This is a genomic window from Paenibacillus lacisoli, from assembly GCF_030580655.1.
GTDB lineage: Bacteria > Bacillota > Bacilli > Paenibacillales > Paenibacillaceae > Paenibacillus > Paenibacillus lacisoli.
The window spans coordinates 728,630-747,360 of the sequence record NZ_JAUQTB010000001.1 but is presented as its reverse complement, the minus strand read 5'-3'; the positions used below and the strand labels follow the sequence as shown (position 1 = coordinate 747,360).

Sequence of the window (18,731 nt, the reverse complement as noted above, 5' to 3'; positions counted from 1 at the left end):
GGTATGACCGTTTGTCCGAAAGTTTCTAGAGCTTTCATGGGCAGGCGTTTATATAGATGCTGGGACAGAGGGACGGGGCTGCATGGCGGCTCGGTCCCTTTTGCATGCGCGTCTGTTCCCACGTTTCATTTTCTGTTAGGATAGATGGATGGAGGTGTGCGGAATTGGATGTGAAAGCGGCGGTTAAAGCCATCCGCAAAGGTGAAATAGCACCAGTCTATTTGTTATACGGTACAGAGAAATATCAAATGCGTCAATTTACAGATTTTCTGACAGAGCAGGTCATTGAGAAAGACCAGCGTGACTTTGCCATCGTGTCTCTGGATCTGGGAGAGGTGCCGGTAGAAGTAGTCGTGGAAGAAGCCGAGACAGTCCCCTTTCTCGTGCCGCGTAAGCTGATTCTCGTCCGGGATGCATCGCTGTTTACAGCAGCGAAGGACAGCGGTAAGCTGGAACACCGGATTGATGCGCTGATGGACTACCTGGATAATCCGGCAGACTACAGTGTAGTTGTTTTTATGGTCCAGAGTGAGAAGCTGGATGAACGTAAGAAGATCGTAAAAGCAATGAAGAGCAAGGCACAGGTGCTGTCATTTACGCCTCTTGGCGGTGAAGAACTGCTGGACTGGGTGAGCAAACAGGGAACACGCCAGGGCTCCACGTTTGCACCTGAGGCGGCGGCGGCGCTCGTTAATAATGCGGGTACAAGCCTGCAGACCTTGTCGGCCGAGATTGACAAGCTGTGCCTGTATGCCGGCAGCGGTGGAACAATTACTTCGGAAGACATTGACCATCTTGTGGCGAGAAGTACTGAGCAGAATGTATTTGCCATGGTGGAGGACATTGCGAATCTCCGGATGGAGAAGGCGCTGAATATATTCTATGAATTGTTGAAGCGGCGAGAGGAGCCGATCAAGATTGCAGCGCTCATCACGCGGCAGTTCCGTATTATTCTGCAGGTGAAGGAGCTGGCTCAGCAGAGCTATTCCCAGCAGCAGATTGCGGGTCAGTTGGGCTTGCATCCGTATGCGGTCAAAATTGCCGGCGAACAGGCCCGTAAATTTCCGCCGGATCAGCTGAAATTTATTCTAAATCAGCTTGGCGACCTAGACTACCAGATGAAGACAGGCCGAATTGATAAGGTACTTGGTCTGGAGCTGTTCCTGTTAAGGCTTGGTGCATGAATGTAATGAAAAAAAGCCGGATTCCATACATGAGTATGGGTCCGGCTTTTTACTATACGAGTCTGCTGCAGATCATCTACTAAAAAATCCTGACCCGTCGAACGGATCAGGATTTTTCCATTGTCGTATAAAATAGCGCTTCTTACGCTTGAGCAGTAAGAGCGTTCAATTTTTTCGCCAAGCGGGATTTCTTGCGGGCTGCAGCATTTTTGTGAACAAGGCCTTTAGTTACGGCTTTGTCCAGCTTTTGGGAAGCAGTTTGAACAGCAGCTTTCGCAGCTTCAACTTCTGTAGTAGTCAGCGCAGTGTCAGCAGCTTTAACTGCAGTACGAAGCGCGGATTTTTGGGAAGCGTTCAGCGCACGGCGTTTTTCGCTAGTTTTTACGCGTTTAACAGCGGATTTGATGTTTGGCATTACATTCACCTCCTGTAAAGGCATTCCTTATGAACACAAACGTTTCACAACTTAAAATATTCTAGCACGCTCCTTCTTAAATTGCAAGAAGTGAGTTTATTGAATAAAGCGGCGGTCTCTCCTGCACACTATCGTTACCGCAGCATTTTGCAACTATCCCAGCAAGCCCTGAGCTTGTAAGTGAACTATGGGGATCATGCAGAGGCACGAAGGTAAAGGAGGAGATTGAAGGATGAGCCTGGATTTGGAGAAATTTGCGGTACGTACCGATTTGGCGATTGAGGCCAGGGAATTGGCTGCCCGCAGCGGTCAGACTCCGTTCCCGGGAGTGGAGGAACAAGTTGAGGAGCACGATGGCATCAAGGTTACACGTCTGGACGTTCTCAATGAAGCAGGCGAGCGCGCCATCGGCAAAGTGAAGGGGCATTATATTACGTTCGAGGTTCCCCAGCTGCGTGAAGGAGATACTGGACTCCAGGACCGGGTCGCTAACGCTTTTTGCCGGGAGTTCGAACGCTTCATTGCCAAGTTGGGTATCACGCCCAAGAGCCGTGTGCTTGTTGTCGGTTTGGGTAACTGGAACGTCACACCGGATTCACTCGGACCGCTGGTTGTCGAGAACCTGATGGTGACTCGCCAGTATTTTGAGTTGGTGCCGGATCAGGTGGCTCCCGGGTATCGCGAGGTATCCGCGGTTGCTCCAGGTGTACTCGGACTGACAGGTATAGAGACGAGTGATATTGTTCAGGGGATCGCGGAGCGTACCAAGCCGGATTTGATTATCGCGATTGATGCGCTGGCATCGCGTTCACTGGAGCGGATCAACACGACGATCCAGATCGCGGATATCGGCATTCATCCCGGTTCCGGGATCGGGAATAAGAGGAGAGGAATTACCCGGGATATTATGGGTGTTCCGTGTATTGCGATTGGTGTGCCCACTGTCTCTTACGCCTCCACTATTGTAAATGATGCTCTTGATCTGATGAAAAAGCACTTTGGACGGGAGACGAACAGCACCAGGGACATTATGGGCATGCTGGATGATATCTCGGAGCAGGACCGGTTAGGCCTTGTCCGCGAAGTACTGCAGCCGCTCGGACATGATCTCATCGTGACTCCCAAGGAGATTGATGAGTTTATCGAAGATATTGCGAACATTATCGCGACCGGTCTGAACACGGCTCTTCACGAAGCTGTTAATCCGGATAATGCTGCCGCCTATACCCATTAACAGCCGGAGACTCCGATACCATCGGAGTCTTCTTTTGTTATGAACAAATCATACTTGTAAAGATCTTGCCGAACGGAAAGAATGCAGCATGGCTGGACGGGCCTCACCTGATGCTGCTTCTATTATTTCTGTCCATCTATTGGTTCTAGTATTCTCCTTCTCCTCATAGAGTTGAAGTATAAGAGAGTTGAAAGTGACCAACGAGGAGGATGGACAGATGAAGAGCATCCATGCCTGGAATGTAGGGAGATGGAAGGATAACGCGCTCCGTGTGCTGGCCATGGGCCGGACACTCGTCATTTTGATGCTGCTGTCAGTTGTATTTTTTGTCGTGCTGGGACTCGGTGGAATGGCCAAAAACAAGCTGAACTCTTCTCCGGTTTCTTCAATGAAGGGATTTGCCGCCTCGGTCTCCAGCGGCTTCTTCATGGACATGCTGGGCATGGAGATGCCTCATCTGGCGAAGGCCAAAACATCCTCAAGCCCTACGGGTGAGGAAATGACGACTTTTATGTTCCAGCTGCTAACCGGTGTGAACCCCCAGGATCCGAAAACTCTGGTCGCAGCCGGTGTTCCGGGAATGGCAACGAATAGTCCGGTTGTGCTGCGCAAGGGATCAGGTAATGCGAATATTGAGGCTCCGGAGGACTATCAGCCTGATGCAGGCACTGACGATCCTGCAGGCGGAAACGATGGCCACGGTGGACAAGCCCCGGACAGCAGCCAGACACCAGATGGCGGGGGAGCATCTGGCAGTAACCCCCCTCCGGTCAACGGAGGGAACGATGCGGGCAAGAAGGATACTCCTGCCAATCCGCCTTCCAAAGGCAGCAAGTCAGCCGGCAGCGGCGTGCTTATCTATCATTCTCACCCGCGGGAAGCCTATAATCCGCTGACGGGCAAAGAAAGTGACAACCCCAATTCCTCCTCTCCTGCCAAAAACGTTATGAACGTCGGGGATATCGTTGCAAGCACTCTGGAGAAAAAGGGTGTGGGTACGATCCATGAGAAAAAAGATTATGCTTCGCTGATTAAGGGCTACAATTGGAACTTTTCTTATAAATATTCACGGGCCACGGTACAGGCGGCTCTGGCAGAGCACCAATCTCTTCAATATTTAATTGACATCCACCGTGATTCCCAGCGGCATGACAAGACGACAGCAACGATCAATGGGGTCAAATACGCCAAGGTTTACTTTATCATCGGTCACGAGAATAAGAACTGGAAGAAGAACGAGGCATTCGCCGCACGCATTCATGCGGAATTCGAGAAATCCTACCCTGGTATCTCCAGAGGCGTGTGGGGCAAGGACGGCGGGGGCGGGAATAACGGGGAATACAATCAGTCCCTCTCCCCGAACAGCATTCTGATCGAAATCGGGGGTATTGATAATACCCAGGAAGAACTTCGCCGAACTGCGACTCTGCTGGGCAATATTGTTGCAGACCTGTATTGGAAAGATCAGAAGGTGCAGAAGGTAGATGCAAGTGCCAAGACAAATGCAGGCAGTACAAAATAGGCGGAGCGGGGGATTTTTATGGCTTCTTTTCGAAAAAAGGCAATCACATTCGGCGTTCTGATGGTCGGCGGCGTACTGCTCGGTATGCAGCTGGCAGGCTCCGGTATGGACGCGGTGTACGGACCGGGACTGTATATCACCAAGGAATCTGCGCCCGATCCTGTCACCGGTCAGACCCTCATTCGTGAATCAAATGCTGTTGATGGAAGAGGGTTGGCTGAGCAGCCTGAGAGAGACGAGGAGAGGACGGAGGCGGCAGCTTCTGCATTGAAAGCCTCGGCCGCCACCAGCGAAGAGCTGCCCCGTCAAGCTGCGCTTCCGGCGGCCGCCCCGCCTGCTGTCGACCATCTGGCCGACAAAGCAGCAGGGCTGCTGCAGCAGCTGTCCCAGAAGAGCATTCGCTGGGTGGCGTCCATTTTCACCGGCGATCCGGAATAAGACAGGACATGGGATTGCTGCGATACCCTCCAGCTGTTATAATGAAGCGATTGACACTAGGCTGTGTGTGGGGGTAAGGCATGACAGATATTGTAGCAAGACAACGAAAAATTCGTAATTTCAGTATTATTGCACATATAGACCATGGCAAATCGACGCTGGCTGACCGGATTCTGGAGTACACCGGCGCACTGACTTCGCGTGAAATGCAGGATCAGGTGCTGGACCAGATGGAGCTGGAGCGCGAACGCGGCATTACGATTAAGCTGCAGGCTGTGCGTCTGACGTACAAGGCGGATGATGGAGAAGAGTATATTCTGAACCTGATCGATACACCGGGACACGTCGACTTCACGTATGAGGTCTCCCGCAGTCTTGCAGCCTGTGAAGGCGCGCTGCTGGTCGTCGACGCTGCGCAGGGTATTGAGGCACAGACGCTGGCGAACGTATATCTGGCGCTGGATAACAATCTGGAGATTCTTCCTGTCATCAACAAGATCGACCTGCCGAGTGCAGATCCGGATCGGGTGAAGCAGGAGATTGAAGATGTGATTGGACTGGATGCCAGTGATGCGGTCCTGGCTTCGGCCAAGGCAGGCATCGGGATCAAGGAGATTCTGGAGCAGGTAGTCAAGTCGGTTCCGGCACCAACAGGCGATCCGGAGCAGCCTTTGAAAGCGCTGATCTTTGACTCCCACTATGACCCCTACAAGGGTGTTATTGTGTACGTGCGTGTCGTTGACGGCAAAATTAAAGCCGGTTCCAAAATTAAAATGATGGCAACGGAGAAAACCTTTGAGGTTATTGAAGTGGGAGCCTTTATGCCGCGCATGGGCATTGTGGACGAGCTGAACGTAGGCGACGTTGGTTTCATCGTGGCAGGCATCAAGCATGTCGGCGATACCCGTGTCGGTGATACGGTGACAGATGCCAAGAATCCGACGCTGGAGCCGATGCCGGGTTACCGTAAAATTAATCCGATGGTCTACTGTGGTCTGTATCCGATTGAGACTTCGGATTATAATGATCTGCGCGAAGCGCTGGAGAAGCTGCAGTTGAATGACGCATCCCTCAGCTTCGAACCGGAGACTTCCAGCGCCCTGGGCTTTGGTTTCCGCTGCGGCTTCCTGGGGCTCCTGCACATGGATGTTATCCAGGAGCGGATTGAGCGTGAATTTAATATTCCGCTTATTACGACAGCGCCAAGTGTTATCTATCGCGTTACGCTGACGAATGGCGAAGTGATCTCCATTGACAACCCGTCCAACTACCCTGAGGTAGGCCGGATCGAGCATGTAGAAGAGCCTTATGTCAAGGCAGCGATTATCGTGCCGAACGATTATGTGGGTACCGTCATGGAATTGTGCCAGACCAAGCGCGGCGAGTATGTAAACATGGAATATTTGGACACGACCCGGGTTACCATTACTTATGAGATCCCGTTGTCCGAGATAGTATACGACTTCTTCGATCAGCTGAAGTCCAGTACGAAAGGATATGCTTCCTTTGACTACGAGATTTCCGGCTACCGCCAGTCCAACCTGGTCAAAATGGATATTCTGCTGAACGGCGAGCAGGTCGATGCTTTGTCCTTCATCGTTCACAGAGAAAGAGCCTACCACCGGGGCCGGATCATCTGCGAGAAGCTGCGTGAGCTGATTCCGCGCCAGATGTTCGAGGTGCCGATTCAGGCATCTGTCGGTACCAAGGTTGTAGCACGTGAGACGGTAAAAGCGATGCGCAAAAACGTCCTGGCCAAGTGTTACGGCGGTGACATCTCGCGTAAACGTAAATTGCTGGAGAAGCAAAAAGAAGGTAAGAAACGCATGAAGCAGGTCGGCAACGTCGAAGTGCCGCAGGAAGCGTTCATGGCCGTCCTGAAAATCGACGACAACTAAAATGCTGGCAGCAGCATTCCATAGCAGTACTTACCAGGGGAAGCCGACAGGGTTTCCCCTTTTAAGATATACATGAACCATAGAACAAGAAACAGGGGGAATTCCCGATGGCAGCTGAAGCTGTAACTAACCACGTACATTCATCCGCTCCTGAAGCGGTTTATATTCATATTCCTTTTTGCACAAACAAATGCTTTTACTGCGATTTTAATTCCTATGTCCTGAAAGACCAGCCGGTGATGGACTATCTGCGTGCGCTGGAAAAGGAGATGGAATACACAGTTGCCGAGCATCCGCCGGGAGAAATTAAAAGTATCTTTGTCGGTGGCGGTACACCAACCGTACTGAAGCCGGATGAGATGGAATATTTCCTCGCTTCCGTGAAGCGGCATTTCCCAAACTGGTCAGATAACATCGAATTCTCGATGGAAGCGAATCCGGGTACGACGGACTTGGAAAAGCTCAAGGTCATGAAAGACGGCGGTGTGAACCGGGTGAGCTTTGGTGTACAGGCATTCCAGAACGATCTCCTGACAGGTATCGGGCGTATCCATAATACGGACGATGTCTACCGCAGTCTGGAGAATGCCCGCAAGGCGGGTCTGGACAATCTGTCCATCGATTTGATGTTCGGCCTGCCCAACCAGACGGTCGAGATGCTTGATGAGAGTGTCAGCCGTGCGCTGGAGCTTGAGCTGCCCCATTATTCGATCTACAGCTTAAAGGTAGAAGAGAACACCCTTTTCCATACACTGTATCAGAAAAACCAGCTCCCGCTGCCGCATGAAGATGCAGAGTTGGAGATGTACCTGCTGCTTATGCGCCGGATGAAGGAAGCGGGCTACAAGCAGTATGAGATCAGCAACTTCGCCAAGCCGGGCAAGGAAAGCAGGCATAATACGACCTACTGGCGCAATGAAGATTATTACGGGCTAGGCGCTGGCGCACACGGTTATGTGAAGAGACAACGTCATATGAATATTAAAGGGGTTACCCCTTATGTGGAGGCTGCGCTGAAAGGACTGCCGCGCCTGGACAGTTATGAGATTGCCCGTGAAGAAGCGATGGAGGATTTCCTCATGGTAGGTCTGCGCATGCTGGATGGTATTTCCGCACAGGATTTCGAGCGTCAGTTCGGAGTCAGCATGGAAGACACCTTTGCGCGGCCGCTGAATAAAATGCTCAATGCAGGTCTGATCGAGAAACGTGAGGGCTATTACCGCCTGAGCGAGCAGGGTATTTTGTTCGGTAATGATGTATTCGCTGAATTTATTGGTTCCCTGACGGTCAATAACTAGCTTGCACTTCTATACGTGTTGTTGTATATTTATTCATATTGTATGGGACAGCACGGTTAGGGGGAAAGGACACATGGCGACGGTCTGCAAACAAGTAGTTTGCCGTAAAGCGGTTCAGGAGGATGTGGAGCCGCTGTATGAAATGATTCAAGGATATGCACAGCAGGGGATCATGCTTCCGCGATCGCGTGCGGTGCTGGAGCGCCAGCTCGATTTGTTTGTAGTAGCCGAGGTGGACGGCAAGCCGGTTGGCTGCGGTTCACTGTGCCGGCTGGGGGCCGACCTTGTGGAGATTCGTTCTTTAGGTATTTCAGACGGCTATAAAGGGCTGGGCATTGGCTCCAAAATTGTGAAGCTGCTGATCGAGGAAGCAAAGCGGCAGGATATTCCGAAGATCATGGCTTTGACGTATGAAGTGGCCTTTTTCGAGAAGAACGGCTTTACCGTCGTTAATAAGGAGATTTTCCCTGAGAAAGTGTGGACGGATTGCGTGAACTGCAGCAAGCAGCATGCCTGCGATGAAATTGCTGTACTGAAGATGTTAAAGTAAGAATTAAGTGAAGAAACACTCCGGGAACAGGTTAAGCCTGATGAACCCGGGGTGTTTTGGTATATCATCCTTTTTATCAAAAATGCAGTCTATCGTGTTCTTGTTAAGGAAGGGAAGATCGTTAAGTCCTGGATTCAAGTTGACCGGGAGGGGATATCGGTACAGCTGGAACGCGATCGGACCGAGAGTCAGATAAAGTGCCAGCAGCCCTGATAGCCAAACCGACTTGACACGCTTCTGTCGGTTTGGTATTTTTGTAATAGCAATTAGCACTCATCTGATTCGAGTGCTAACGAACACTGTGATTCGAATGGATCGTTAGACCGAACAAGGAGGGATTTCCATGTTAACCGAACGCCAGAAGCTGATTTTGAATGCAATCATCGATGACTATATTCGTTCGGCTGAGCCTGTGGGATCCCGCAGTATATCGAAGCGGGACGACGTAAGCTTCAGTCCTGCGACCATTCGCAACGAGATGGCGGATCTGGAGGAGCTTGGTTTTCTTGAACAGCCGCATACTTCAGCTGGACGAATTCCTTCCAATAAGGGCTACCGCTATTATGTGGACCATCTGAATCCCGCACACCTTCTGGAGCCGGTTGAGATGAATGAACTGAAGGCGTTTTTCGCAGAGAAGCTGAATGTGATGGAGCAGGCTATTCAGAATGCCTCCAACATTTTGTCCAATATGACGAATTACACTTCCATCCTTCTGGGACCGGAGGTTTTTCATACTTCATTACGCCATTTCCAGCTCCTGCCGCTGAATGAGACGACGGCGGTTGCCATCATTGTGACGAATACCGGACAGGTGGAGAACAAGACGGTTCATATTCCACCGGGCGTATCCGTATCTGAGATGGAGAAGGTCGTGAACCTTCTGAACAGCAAGCTGGTTGGCGTGCCTATCTATAAGCTGAAATCGCGTCTGTATGCTGAGCTGGGCGAGGAGATGCAGCGTCATATCGCTCATTATGAAGATGTACTGAACGTTCTCGACCGCGCGTTCGATAACGAAACAGATCAGCGTCTGTACCTGAGCGGAACGACGCATATGCTGTCTCAGCCGGAGTTCAAGGATGTAGATAAGCTGAAGCATGTGCTGGATCTGTTCGAAGAGACGTCTACCCTGTTAAAATTGATGGCCCCTTCAGCAGGTGCTCCAGGCATCCAGGTGCGTATTGGGCAGGAGAACGCCCATGAAGCTTTTGCCAACTGCAGTCTGGTTACCGCGACTTATTCTGTGGATGGCGAGGCGCTTGGAACCATTGGTATTTTGGGACCGACACGCATGGAATATGCCCGTGTAATCAGTATTTTGGGTATATTATCGAAAGATCTGTCCGCCATGCTGACGCTCCGTTATAAATAATGCACGGTCTTCCTGCGCCGCCTTGATTGATGGACAGGAAGACGGTATCCTATACGTTGTGCCTTGTGTTGAGGCCTATTTTAAGGAGGTGAGACAACTTGAAAGAGGATCAAACGTTTCAAGGGGAAGAACAGCAGCCAACCGCTGAGGAGGAAGTCGTAGAGGTAGAGACCACTCAAGGTGATGAGCCGGCTGTAGAGGAAGTGGTGAACGAATCTGCTTCTCTCGAGACAGAGTCTGCGGAGGAGAATGATGAGGCTGCCCGCCTTCGTGCAGAAGCCGAAGAAAGTCAGCAGCGCTTCCTGCGTACACAGGCCGACTTCGATAATTTCCGCCGCCGTACGGCGAAGGAGAAAGAAGACCTTGCTAAATATGCTTCCATGAAGCTGATCAATGAGCTTGTGCCGGTTATTGATAACTTCGAGCGTGCCGTAGCTGCGCTTCCGCAGACACCTGAATCCGAGTCGTTCACGAAGGGAATCCATATGATTTTCCGTCAATTCGAGGGCGTACTGCAGGCTGAAGGCCTGACGGCCATGGAGACGGTTGGCGAGCCGTTCAACCCTGAATTCCATCAGGCAATCATGCAGGTGGAGAGCGACGAGTATGAGGAAGGCATCGTCGTTGAGGAAGTACAAAAAGGTTATATGCTGAAGGATAAAGTACTGCGACCAGCCATGGTCAAAGTGAGCATGTAATCATTCACATAGATTGACATGGTTTATCAAACCAACCAGAAACAAATCCATATCCGGCATGCTCAGGCATGCCTACCATTTACGGCCGGAACGGCCTTTGACGATGTGAAGGAGGAACTTTTCGATGAGTAAAGTAATCGGTATTGACTTGGGAACAACCAACTCTTGCGTTGCTGTAATGGAAGGCGGCGAGGCCGTTGTCATCCCTAACCCGGAAGGCGCTCGTACAACCCCTTCGGTTGTAGGTTTCAAGAAAGACGGAGAGCGTGTTGTTGGTGAAACAGCAAAACGCCAGGCGATTACAAATCCTGACCGTACGATCATTTCTATCAAACGCCACATGGGTACGAACCACAAGGAAACCATCGACGGCAAAGAATATTCGGCACAGGAAATCTCTGCAATGATTCTGCAAAAGCTGAAGTCTGATGCTGAGGCTTATCTGGGCCAGCCTGTAACCCAAGCGGTTATCACTGTACCTGCCTACTTTAATGACAGCCAGCGTCAAGCAACCAAGGATGCGGGCAAAATTGCAGGCCTCGAGGTGCTGCGTATTGTCAACGAACCAACTGCTGCTGCATTGGCATATGGTATGGAGAAATCTGAAGATCAGACGATCCTTGTCTATGACCTGGGCGGCGGTACGTTCGACGTTTCGATTCTGGAACTGGGCGACGGCTTCTTCGAAGTTAAAGCTACCAGCGGTGACAACCACCTGGGCGGTGACGACTTCGACCAAGTCATCATCGACTATCTCGTGAGCGAATTTAAAAAAGACCAAGGTATTGACCTGAGCAAGGATAAAGCGGCTGTACAGCGTCTGAAAGATGCAGCAGAGAAAGCGAAAAAGGAACTGTCCGGCGTCATGACATCCACGATCTCGCTGCCGTTCATTACCGTAGTTGACGGTGTTCCTCAGCACTTGGAGCTGAGCCTGACTCGTGCAAAATTCGAAGAGCTGTCCGCAGGTCTGGTAGAGCGTACGCTGGGGCCAACTCGTCAAGCTTTGAGCGATGCTGGAATGACTGCCAACGACATTGATAAAATTGTCCTTGTCGGCGGTTCCACACGTATTCCTGCTGTACAGGAAGCAATCAAGAAGCTGACAGGCAAAGATCCGCATAAAGGCGTTAACCCGGATGAAGTGGTAGCCCTCGGTGCCGCTGTTCAAGCAGGCGTCCTGACGGGTGACGTCAAAGACGTGGTTCTGCTCGACGTAACCCCATTGTCTCTGGGTATCGAAACAGCAGGCGGCGTATTCACCAAAATGATCGAGCGCAACACTACGATCCCTACAAGCAAATCCCAAGTCTTCTCCACTTATGCAGACAACCAGCCTAGCGTTGAGATCCACGTACTGCAAGGTGAACGCGAAATGGCTGCGGGCAACAAAACACTGGGACGCTTTATGCTGGGCGATATTCCGCCAGCACCACGCGGTGTACCGCAAATCGAAGTTACTTTTGATATCGATGCGAACGGTATCGTGAACGTTGCAGCTACAGACAAAGGCACAGGCAAGAGCCAAAAAATTACTATCACTTCTTCCAGCGGTCTGAGCGATGAGGAAGTTGAACGTATGATGAAAGACGCCGAGCTGCATGCGGAAGAAGATAAAAAACGCAAAGAGCTCGTTGAAGTGAAAAACTCGGCTGACCAGCTGATCTACAGTGTTGACAAAACGATTAAGGATCTTGGCGACAAAGCTGATGCAGCCGAAGTAGATAAAGCGAATGCAGCCAAGGAAAAACTGCAAAAGACGCTGGAATCCGATAACGTAGACGAAATTAAGGCAGCTACTGAAGAGCTGACTGAAATCGTACAGCAGCTGTCTGTGAAACTGTATGAGCAGGCGGCACAGGCACAACAAGCGGCTGAAGGTGCTCAAGGTGCAGGACAGCAGGGTGCAGGTCGCGACAACGTCGTTGACGCTGACTACGAAGTCGTTGACGAAGACAAGAAACAAAACTAATCTGGCAATAGACAGATTCATGCATGCAAGCAGCAATGGGAAGGTCAAAGCCGGAAGCATCCGGTTTTTGGCTTTCCTTTTGTCATGATGCGGGAAGCTGAATAGGCATGGGGGTGGAGCAGTGGCTGAAAAGCGTGATTATTATGAGGTGCTAGGACTCGGCAAAAATGCTTCGGATGACGAGATTAAGAAAGCATACCGTAAACTGGCGCGCCAGTATCATCCGGACGTGAACAAGGAGCCGGACGCAGAAGCAAAATTCAAGGAAATGAAAGAAGCTTATGATGTACTGAGTGACGGCCAGAAGCGAGCGCAATATGACCAGTTTGGACATGTTGATCCAAATCAGGGCATGGGCGGCGGCTTTGGCGGGCAGGACTTCGGCGGCTTTGGTGATATATTTGATATGTTCTTCGGCGGTGGAGGCGGCGGACGTCGTGATCCAAATGCTCCGCAGCGGGGGAATGATCTGCAATATACGATGACCATTGAATTCAAGGAAGCGGTCTTCGGCAAGGAAACGGATATTACGATCCCGCGTACCGAAAATTGCGATACGTGTAATGGTTCTGGTGCCAAGCCGGGTACTCATCCAGAGACCTGCTCCGTCTGTCATGGCAGCGGACAGCAGGAAGTGGTTCAGAACACGCCGTTTGGCCGTATGGTCAACCGTCGTCCTTGCTCAAACTGCAGCGGTTCCGGCAAGATCATCAAGGAAAAATGTACAACTTGCCAAGGCTCAGGCAAAGTACGCAAGCAGCGTAAAATTCATGTCCGCATTCCTGCAGGCGTGGATGACGGCGCGCAGCTGCGCATGAGCGGTGAAGGGGAAGGCGGCCTGCGTGGCGGTCCTGCCGGCGACCTGTACATTGTCATTCGCGTCAAGCCGCATGATTTCTTCGAACGCGAAGGGGACGACATCTACTGCGAAGTGCCGCTGACCTTCGCTCAGGCAGCACTCGGCGATGAGATTGAGATTCCTACCTTGTCCGAGAAGGTCAAACTGAAGATCCCTGCCGGAACACAGACCGGAACCTATTTCCGTCTCAAAGGCAAGGGCGTGCCGCGTCTACGCGGTGTCGGCCAGGGCGATCAGCATGTGAAAGTGATTGTGGTGACACCAAGCAAGCTGAGCGATGAACAGAAAGATCTGCTGCGCAGCTTTGCTTCCCTCAGCGGGGAGCAGACCCATGAGCAGGAGCAGTCCTTTTTCGACCGGATGAAGCGGGCATTCCGCGGAGACTGATCAACCTATTATAATCAAAAGAGGCGTTCCAGATGATGTTTATCATCTGCGAACAGCCTCTTTTTTTGTGCACGGATAAATGAAGCCTAAGAATAAACCGGCCTGCTTTCACGCACTCTAGAACAAGGACCAGCGGAAGGCAGGTGGAATTCAATGAGTGACAAGAACATACTGGCGTATTTTAAATCACCGGAAGAGGCTGAAGCGGCTGCGATGAAGCTGAAGGCACTGCGGGTGATTGATATGTCGATCGACCGGTTCAGCCGGTATCCCGGCGGCAGCATCAGCTATGGGATTCCGGTCATATCCGGCAATATCAGCAGCCTGGCTGCTTTGACGCAAAATGGCGCCTTCAGCAGTGCCATAGATGGTATTTTGGCTGCAGCAGATCCGGCGGCAAGCGGCATGAGTGACGGAGGCCAGGGAGGTCCGACGGGGCGTGATATTTTGTTGACCGTCGTGGTGAACCAGGACGTGCATGAACGCGCATTGGCAATTGTTGAACAATGCGGCGGGATGATTTAATTAGGAAAAGGCTGGGTTCTATTATCAAAAGGAGGCGGGATTATGGCAGAATTTCAGAGCAGCCGCGGCAAAATTTTGAAGAAGACGGACAAGATGAGAGATCTTCAGGCAGCCAAAAATGAGGATGTCGAATTCTCCGGCGCGCTGGCAGATCATGACGATGTGGAAGCTCTGCGGCGCAGCGAGGCAGCAGAACGCCGGCAGGAGCGTATTATTTTTGACGACAAGTAAACCGGTTACCCATTCGGATTCCATCTTGATCCGATGCGGCTGCGCTCATCAGCGCAGCCGCTTTTTTTGAATTCAGCCCATCAGGTATAGTACAATAAGACTCATGCATGCTAATGAGGAGGAAAAGATAACTTATGTTATGGCACGAATTAACGATACATACCACGGAGGAAGCGGTGGAGATGATCTCGAATTTCCTGCATGAAGCCGGTGCAGGCGGCGTCTCGATTGAGGAATCCGGTACATTAAATAAAGAGAGAGATACTTCCTATGGACAATGGTACGAACTGCCTCTGAACGATATCCCGGAGGGCTTGGCCGTTATCAAAGGCTATTTTGCCGAAACAACTGATATGGATGAGGTTCTGACGGAAGTGAAGCCGCGTATTGAGGGGCTGCAAGAGTTTGATATTGATGCGGGCAGCTGGACTACAGAGGTGCGTACGGTTAATGAAGATGACTGGGCGACGGCATGGAAGCAGTACTTCAAGCCGCTGCGAGTGTCTGACCGGCTGACCATTAAGCCGACCTGGGAGGATTACACTCCCGCTGATCCGCAGGAGCAGATTATTGAGCTGGATCCGGGCATGGCCTTCGGAACTGGTACCCATCCGACGACCTCCCTCTGCCTTCGTACATTGGAAGGTGTAATTCAGGGAGGGGAAGAAGTCATTGACGTCGGCACGGGCTCGGGCATCCTGGCTATCGGTGCCATCAAGCTGGGGGCAAAACACGTTCTTGCCCTGGACCTCGATCCGGTTGCTGTCTCCAGTGCGGAAGAGAATACCCGTCTGAACGGATTGGAGGACCGTATTACCGTTAAGGAAAGCGACCTTCTCTCGCTGCTCGGGAGCCATGAACAGGGCCTGGGTGTAACCCTGCCGGTGAAGGTCATTGTTGCGAATATTTTGGCAGAGATTATTCTGCTCTTCATCGATGATGTATATCAGGCACTGGAGTCTAATGGCGTTTACATCGCTTCAGGCATATGGAAGAACAAGGAAGAAGTTGTGGAGCAGGCGCTGACTGCAGCCGGATTTGTGATTGAAGACAAGAAACGGGATGAAGACTGGATCGCCTTTGTCGCGAGGAAGAAATAACGATGGATTTTCTGGATCGTTTTCTTCAGGTTCCTCTTGCCAATTTGCCGTTTTATATTCTCGCGCTTATTTTTGCCTTCACCGTGCATGAATTCTCGCACGCCTACTTTGCCAACAAGTTCGGAGACCCCACAGCCAAGCTGCTGGGACGGGTGACCTTAAACCCTGCGGTTCATATCGATTTTCTCGGTACGCTGTTACTGCTGATCGGAGGCTTTGGATGGGCGAAGCCGGTTCCGGTGAACCGGGCCAACTTTACCCGACCCCGTCTCATGGGTGTGATCGTCTCTGTTGCCGGTCCGCTCAGCAACCTGCTGCTGTCGGTGGTGGGATTGTTCATTTTTCATCTTCTGAACTACTTCGGTGTACTGGAAGGCATTGAGAACCAGCGTGTGTATATGGCGGTCTATTACTTCTTCAATTATCTTGTTTCCCTGAACATGTTTCTCTTCCTCTTTAACCTGATTCCGCTGCCGCCGCTGGACGGCTACCGGATCGTAGAGGATTTGGCACCCCGTTCAGCACTGCCGGCGCTGCAGCGTTACGAGCAATGGTCTTTATTCATTTTCCTGCTGATTGTGTTCATCCCTGCACTGCGCAATGTAACCATTGTTCCAATTTATGAATTCGCCAACTTCCTTGTACGGAGCTTTGGCCAGGTATTTCTGCATTTATTCTAAGGGGCCTAAGGGCTCCTTTTTTGTTGTGCAGGTTGTGATTTCCAGGACCACTTACGGGGAAAGGCTGGTTTTTCAGGCCTAAACGGTGTATGATGTTTGTTGGTGTTTTTGCAGGTGGGGTTCGGACCAAGCTTCCCGTCACGTCCTGTCCCGCCCTGCATCCAATTCAGGTGAGACAGGTGTGAATAAGGGACATGCAGCGTTATTTCATTACACAGGAACAGTTCGGCGAGAACAGTGTGACCATAACCGGCGAAGATGCCCGCCATATTAGCAGGGTCATGCGCGGCAAGCCCGGCGATAAAGTGATTGTCAGCGATGGTGCTTCGAGAGAGGCTCTGGTCGAGCTGACGTCGCTGGAAGCGGGCGAGGTAACGGCTGCTATTATAGACAGGCTGGAAATGAATGCAGAGCCTAAAGTGAAGGTTACCATCGCACAAAGTCTGCCGAAAGGCGACAAAATGGAGCTGGTGATCCAAAAATGCACCGAGATCGGGGCAGACCGGTTTGTGCCGTTCCTCTCGGAGCGGACCATTGTTCAGTATGACAGCAAAAAGGAAGGCAAACGTGTCGAGCGCTGGCGCAAGATTGCCAAGGAGGCGGCAGAGCAGTGCCACCGTAACCGTATTCCGGAGGTGGATAGCCCGCTGGGCTGGAAAGCGCTCCTGACTTCCTTTGAGGAATATGATCTCGTGTGCTATTGTTATGAAAAAGAAAGCGGCCGCCAGCTGCGCGATATGGTGAAGCCATTCGTAGAGCACCATCCTGATGGCGGTAAGGTGCTTGTGGTAGTCGGGCCGGAAGGCGGTTTTACCGAGCAGGAGAGCCAGGCGGCAGAAGCGGCCGGGGCCTTCCCGACAGGGCTCGGCCGGCGTATTCTGCGCGCTGAGACGGCTGGAATGGCAGCGTTAACTTGTATTTTATATGAATCCGGAGAAATGGGAGGAATGTGATATGCCATCCGTGGCGTTTTACACCTTGGGCTGTAAAGTCAACTTTTACGATACGGAGGCCATTTGGCAGCTGTTCAAGAACGAAGGGTACGAGCAGGTAGATTTTGATGAACAAACGGCTGACGTATACCTCATTAATACATGTACGGTAACGAACACAGGCGACAAGAAGAGCCGGCAGATTATCCGCCGTGCCATTCGCCGTAACCCGGATGCCATCGTGGCGGTGACAGGCTGCTATGCGCAGACTTCACCTGCCGAGATTCTGGATATTCCGGGTGTCGACCTTGTGATTGGTACCCAGGACCGGGATAAAATTTTGCCTTATGTCAAGGAAATCCAGGAATCGCGCCAACCGGTCAACGCGGTGCGCAATATTATGAAGACACGTGTATTCGAAGAAATGGATGTGCCGGATTTTGCAGACCGCACACGAGCATTCCTGAAGATCCAGGACGGCTGTAACAACTTCTGTACGTTCTGTATTATCCCGTGGTCGCGCGGCCTGTCCCGCAGCCGGGATCAGAAGAGTATCATCGCCCAAGCCGAGCAGCTCGTTCAGGCAGGCTACAAGGAGATTGTACTGACAGGCATTCATACCGGCGGCTACGGCGACGATATGGAGAATTATGATCTGACTGACCTGCTCTGGGATCTGGATAAGGTGGAAGGTCTGGAACGCATCCGGATCAGCTCCATTGAAGCGAGCCAGATCGATGACCGCATGCTCGATGTGATCAACCGCTCAAACAAGCTGGTGCGCCACTTCCACATCCCGCTTCAGGCGGGCGACGATACGGTACTGAAGCGGATGCGCCGCAAATATACAACCCAAGAATTTTACAACAAGATGCTCCGCATTCGTGAAGCCATGCCGGACGTGGCGATCACGACCGATGTCATTGTCGGATTCCCGGGCGAGACGGACGAAATGTTCCGCAACGGGTATGAGCTGATGAAAAAAATCGGCTTCTCCGAAATGCACGTCTTCCCTTACTCCAAGCGGACCGGCACACCGGCTGCCCGTATGGAGGATCAGGTGGATGAGGAAGTGAAAAATGCCCGCGTTCATGAGCTGATTGATCTTTCCGAACAGATGCAGCTGGCTTACGCCGAGAAGTTCGTCGGCCAGGTGCTCGATGTTATTCCGGAAGGTGAGGCCAAAGGCCGCGAAGGCAGCGGCAAGCTGCACGGTTACAGTGACAACTATATCCAGGTTGTGTTCGACGGTACCCCGGATATGGTCGGACAGGTATGCCGTGTGAAACTGACCCGGGCCGGCGTGAATGAAAGTGAAGGCCAGCTGGTGCGTGTGCTGGATGGGGAACTGAAGGCAGCTCTATAATATGGAATAACAACAAGGATTTCGCTGATCGGGTGAAATCCTTGTTGTTCTACAGGCATGATTATAG

18 protein-coding genes are annotated in these 18,731 nt (G+C 51.6%); 17 read left to right on the top strand and 1 reads right to left on the bottom strand.

The genetic code is table 11. The annotated features are described in order from the left end of the window. Positions 1-164 precede the first annotated feature (164 nt). Entirely contained in the window at positions 165-1,184 is a 1,020-nt protein-coding gene (gene holA, locus Q5741_RS03585) for a DNA polymerase III subunit delta (protein ID WP_305022653.1), read from the top strand. A 142-nt stretch (positions 1,185-1,326) separates the two neighbouring features. Here holA and rpsT read toward each other — a convergent pair whose 3' ends face one another. Then, positions 1,327-1,599, bottom strand: a complete 273-nt coding sequence (gene rpsT, locus Q5741_RS03580; RefSeq protein WP_305022652.1) for a 30S ribosomal protein S20 — start codon at positions 1,597-1,599, stop codon at positions 1,327-1,329. A gap of 232 nt (positions 1,600-1,831) precedes the next feature. On the opposite strand from rpsT, the gene gpr reads away from it, so the two are divergent. From gpr to mtaB, 16 genes are all read left to right on the top strand, one after another. Beyond that, entirely contained in the window at positions 1,832-2,833 is a 1,002-nt protein-coding gene (gene gpr / locus Q5741_RS03575) for a GPR endopeptidase (protein WP_305022651.1), read from the top strand. A 217-nt stretch (positions 2,834-3,050) separates the two neighbouring features. Continuing rightward, positions 3,051-4,355, top strand: coding sequence for a stage II sporulation protein P (locus tag Q5741_RS03570; protein ID WP_305022650.1), 1,305 nt, complete (start codon positions 3,051-3,053; stop codon positions 4,353-4,355). Positions 4,356-4,373: 18 nt separating this feature from the next. Next, positions 4,374-4,793 carry a hypothetical protein gene (locus Q5741_RS03565; RefSeq protein ID WP_305022649.1) on the top strand — a complete coding sequence of 140 codons (420 nt, stop codon included), beginning with the start codon at positions 4,374-4,376 and terminating at the stop codon, positions 4,791-4,793. A gap of 80 nt (positions 4,794-4,873) precedes the next feature. After that, on the top strand, positions 4,874-6,691 hold the full coding sequence (gene lepA, locus Q5741_RS03560; protein ID WP_305022648.1) for a translation elongation factor 4: 1,818 nt from the start codon (positions 4,874-4,876) through the stop codon (positions 6,689-6,691). A 107-nt stretch (positions 6,692-6,798) separates the two neighbouring features. Next, a complete protein-coding gene (hemW, locus tag Q5741_RS03555; RefSeq protein ID WP_305022647.1) occupies positions 6,799-7,989 on the top strand; it encodes a radical SAM family heme chaperone HemW in 1,191 nt (396 codons plus the stop codon). 73 nt (positions 7,990-8,062) lie between these two features. Continuing rightward, positions 8,063-8,539 (top strand): N-acetyltransferase, encoded by a 477-nt coding sequence (locus tag Q5741_RS03550; protein ID WP_305022646.1) that lies wholly within the window; start codon positions 8,063-8,065, stop codon positions 8,537-8,539. A gap of 343 nt (positions 8,540-8,882) precedes the next feature. Continuing rightward, positions 8,883-9,914: a heat-inducible transcriptional repressor HrcA gene (hrcA, locus tag Q5741_RS03545; RefSeq protein ID WP_305022645.1), complete on the top strand. Its 1,032-nt coding sequence runs from the start codon at positions 8,883-8,885 to the stop codon at positions 9,912-9,914. 98 nt (positions 9,915-10,012) lie between these two features. Further along, the gene (grpE, locus tag Q5741_RS03540) at positions 10,013-10,612 is read left to right on the top strand and encodes a nucleotide exchange factor GrpE (protein WP_305022644.1); all 600 of its coding nucleotides are present in this window, start codon (positions 10,013-10,015) and stop codon (positions 10,610-10,612) included. A gap of 124 nt (positions 10,613-10,736) precedes the next feature. Further along, positions 10,737-12,584, top strand: a complete 1,848-nt coding sequence (gene dnaK / locus Q5741_RS03535; protein WP_305022642.1) for a molecular chaperone DnaK — start codon at positions 10,737-10,739, stop codon at positions 12,582-12,584. A 121-nt stretch (positions 12,585-12,705) separates the two neighbouring features. Further along, a complete protein-coding gene (gene dnaJ, locus Q5741_RS03530; RefSeq protein ID WP_305022641.1) occupies positions 12,706-13,830 on the top strand; it encodes a molecular chaperone DnaJ in 1,125 nt (374 codons plus the stop codon). 153 nt (positions 13,831-13,983) lie between these two features. Continuing rightward, a complete protein-coding gene (locus Q5741_RS03525) occupies positions 13,984-14,355 on the top strand; it encodes a hypothetical protein (protein ID WP_305022640.1) in 372 nt (123 codons plus the stop codon). Positions 14,356-14,397: 42 nt separating this feature from the next. Continuing rightward, positions 14,398-14,586, top strand: coding sequence for a YfhD family protein (locus Q5741_RS03520; RefSeq protein ID WP_305022639.1), 189 nt, complete (start codon positions 14,398-14,400; stop codon positions 14,584-14,586). A 134-nt stretch (positions 14,587-14,720) separates the two neighbouring features. Beyond that, positions 14,721-15,686 (top strand): 50S ribosomal protein L11 methyltransferase, encoded by a 966-nt coding sequence (gene prmA, locus Q5741_RS03515; RefSeq protein WP_305022638.1) that lies wholly within the window; start codon positions 14,721-14,723, stop codon positions 15,684-15,686. Between the two features lie 2 nt (positions 15,687-15,688). Beyond that, complete coding sequence (locus tag Q5741_RS03510) at positions 15,689-16,366, top strand: site-2 protease family protein (protein WP_305022637.1); 678 nt, start codon at positions 15,689-15,691, stop codon at positions 16,364-16,366. 194 nt (positions 16,367-16,560) lie between these two features. After that, a complete protein-coding gene (locus tag Q5741_RS03505) occupies positions 16,561-17,319 on the top strand; it encodes a 16S rRNA (uracil(1498)-N(3))-methyltransferase (protein ID WP_305022636.1) in 759 nt (252 codons plus the stop codon). A 1-nt stretch (position 17,320) separates the two neighbouring features. Further along, positions 17,321-18,664 (top strand): tRNA (N(6)-L-threonylcarbamoyladenosine(37)-C(2))-methylthiotransferase MtaB, encoded by a 1,344-nt coding sequence (gene mtaB, locus Q5741_RS03500; protein ID WP_305022635.1) that lies wholly within the window; start codon positions 17,321-17,323, stop codon positions 18,662-18,664. Positions 18,665-18,731: the final 67 nt, after the last annotated feature.

Bases quoted from the DNA above. Each gene is read 5' to 3' on its own strand.
- rpsT (WP_305022652.1), bottom strand. From the start codon at position 1,599: ATGCCAAACATCAAATCCGCTGTTAAACGCGTAAAAACTAGCGAAAAA.
- gpr (WP_305022651.1), top strand. From the start codon at position 1,832: ATGAGCCTGGATTTGGAGAAATTTGCGGTACGTACCGATTTGGCGATT.
- Q5741_RS03570 (WP_305022650.1), top strand. From the start codon at position 3,051: ATGAAGAGCATCCATGCCTGGAATGTAGGGAGATGGAAGGATAACGCG.
- Q5741_RS03565 (WP_305022649.1), top strand. From the start codon at position 4,374: ATGGCTTCTTTTCGAAAAAAGGCAATCACATTCGGCGTTCTGATGGTC.
- lepA (WP_305022648.1), top strand. From the start codon at position 4,874: ATGACAGATATTGTAGCAAGACAACGAAAAATTCGTAATTTCAGTATT.
- hemW (WP_305022647.1), top strand. From the start codon at position 6,799: ATGGCAGCTGAAGCTGTAACTAACCACGTACATTCATCCGCTCCTGAA.
- Q5741_RS03550 (WP_305022646.1), top strand. From the start codon at position 8,063: ATGGCGACGGTCTGCAAACAAGTAGTTTGCCGTAAAGCGGTTCAGGAG.
- hrcA (WP_305022645.1), top strand. From the start codon at position 8,883: ATGTTAACCGAACGCCAGAAGCTGATTTTGAATGCAATCATCGATGAC.
- dnaK (WP_305022642.1), top strand. From the start codon at position 10,737: ATGAGTAAAGTAATCGGTATTGACTTGGGAACAACCAACTCTTGCGTT.
- Q5741_RS03525 (WP_305022640.1), top strand. From the start codon at position 13,984: ATGAGTGACAAGAACATACTGGCGTATTTTAAATCACCGGAAGAGGCT.
- Q5741_RS03520 (WP_305022639.1), top strand. From the start codon at position 14,398: ATGGCAGAATTTCAGAGCAGCCGCGGCAAAATTTTGAAGAAGACGGAC.
- prmA (WP_305022638.1), top strand. From the start codon at position 14,721: ATGTTATGGCACGAATTAACGATACATACCACGGAGGAAGCGGTGGAG.
- Q5741_RS03510 (WP_305022637.1), top strand. From the start codon at position 15,689: ATGGATTTTCTGGATCGTTTTCTTCAGGTTCCTCTTGCCAATTTGCCG.
- Q5741_RS03505 (WP_305022636.1), top strand. From the start codon at position 16,561: ATGCAGCGTTATTTCATTACACAGGAACAGTTCGGCGAGAACAGTGTG.
- mtaB (WP_305022635.1), top strand. From the start codon at position 17,321: ATGCCATCCGTGGCGTTTTACACCTTGGGCTGTAAAGTCAACTTTTAC.